Genomic DNA, 1699 nt, shown 5'->3' on the forward strand with positions numbered 1-1699 from the left:
GCCGGAATTGGCCGCGCCGATCGCCGTTCCGCCCCCTTGGTGAACTTCCGCACGATGATCTGTTTGGTGCTGTTACGGCCGATGGTGGGCTTCGGTCCGCTGTGTGCCGCCGGGTGCCCGTCCGACCACCAGCCGTACCGGCGGTCGCGTGCCGCCCGGCGGCCCCGGTGGGAACCCGGCCCGCCCGGGCGTCACCGACCCCAGGACACTCGGACGCCGTGCCCCCGTGCTCGACGCGACGGTGCCCGGCAGCCCCCGCACGGTCAGGAAGCCCAGGACGGCGAAGGCGTACGCCTCCTTGGCCGCCGCAGGCAGCCCCAGCTCGTCGGAGACCCGCAACGGGACACCCGCCAACTCGGCGGCCAGCATCCGCATCAGCTCCGGATTGCGGGTGCCGCCGCCCGACGCGATCACCTCCGTCGCCCGCACCGCCAGGGCGGCCTCCGTCACGGTCCGGGCCGTGAGCGCGGTCAAGGTCGCGACGACGTCCCGCAGGGGCAGCCCGGGGAAGCCGGCCAGGGCGTCGCGCAGATAACCGCCGTGGAACAGCTCCTTGCCCGTCGTCTTCGGCGCGGGCAGCGCGTAGTACGGCTCGTCGAGCAACCGACGCAGCAGCGGTTCGTGGACGGAGCCCTGCGCGGCCAGGGCGCCGTCCACGTCGTACGCCGCGCCCCCGCCCGTGCCGTCCCGCACGGCCGCGTCGATCAGCGCGCAGGCCGGCCCGGTGTCGAAGGCGGTGCCGTCGGGCGCCGTGAGGTTGGCGATGCCGCCGAGGTTCAGCGCCACCGGCGTCCCCGGCCGGCCCCGCAGCCACAGCAGGTCGAACAGGCTCACCAGGGGCGCGCCCTGACCCCCGGCGGCGATGTCACGCGGGCGGAAGTCCGCCACCACGGGCAGCCCGGTCGCCTCCGCGATCCAGGCGGGCTGCCCGAGCTGCAGACTGCCCCGGGCCCGGCCTTCCTCCACCCAGTGGTGCACGGTCTGCCCGTGCGAGGCCACCAACTCGGCCCGCCCCGAGCAGAGTTCCCGGTCCGCCTCGACCGCCACCGCCGCGAACGCCTGCCCGATGAGGGTGTCCAGCCGGCAGACCTCGGCGACCGTGGTGGACGCAGGGGGAAGGACCCGCGCCAGCGCCTCGCGCAGCCCGTCGTCGTACGGGCGGCTGAGGAGCCCGAGCGGTTCCAGCGTGAGCGTGTCCCCGACGAGCTCCAGATCGGCCGCCGCCGCGTCCACCGCGTCGTACGACGTCCCCGACATCATCCCGATCACCCGCACGCCCACTCAACTCCTCGGCTCGTCGCCCGGCTTGCGGAGCGTCAGCAGTGCGAGCGCGCTCACCGCGCAGGTCGCGGCCGCGTAGTACGCCGGAATGTCCACGCTTCCCGTCCGCTTGATCGTCTCCGTGATGATGAGGCCCGCACAGCCCGAGAACACGGCATTGGACAGGGCGTAGGCGAGTCCCAGCCCGGTGCAGCGGACGCTCGTCGGGAACATCTCGGCGAGCATCGCCGGGCCCGGCCCCGCCATCAGCCCGACCACCGCGCCCGCCGCGCACACCGCGACCCCCTTCACCACGGTCGAAGTGGACTCGTCCTGAAGGAGGTTGAGGAGCGGTACCGCCAGGGCCACGACCGACAGGGCGCCCGTGAGCATCACCGGCCGCCGTCCCACCCGGTCGCTGAGCCATCCCGCCGGGACG

Annotated in this window: 2 protein-coding genes; both read right to left on the reverse strand. The window is 74.3% G+C overall.

The genetic code is table 11. The features are described from left to right. Positions 1–72: 72 nt before the first annotated feature. Positions 73–1275, reverse strand: a complete 1203-nt coding sequence (locus M8J73_RS24420) for an anhydro-N-acetylmuramic acid kinase (protein ID WP_055541886.1) — start codon at positions 1273–1275, stop codon at positions 73–75. Positions 1276–1281: 6 nt separating this feature from the next. Next, on the reverse strand, positions 1282–1699 hold a 418-nt coding region (locus tag M8J73_RS24425), incomplete at its 5' end, for an MFS transporter (RefSeq protein WP_249829054.1).

The sequence above is a fragment of the Streptomyces neyagawaensis genome, assembly GCF_023516595.1.
Classification (GTDB): domain Bacteria; phylum Actinomycetota; class Actinomycetes; order Streptomycetales; family Streptomycetaceae; genus Streptomyces; species Streptomyces neyagawaensis.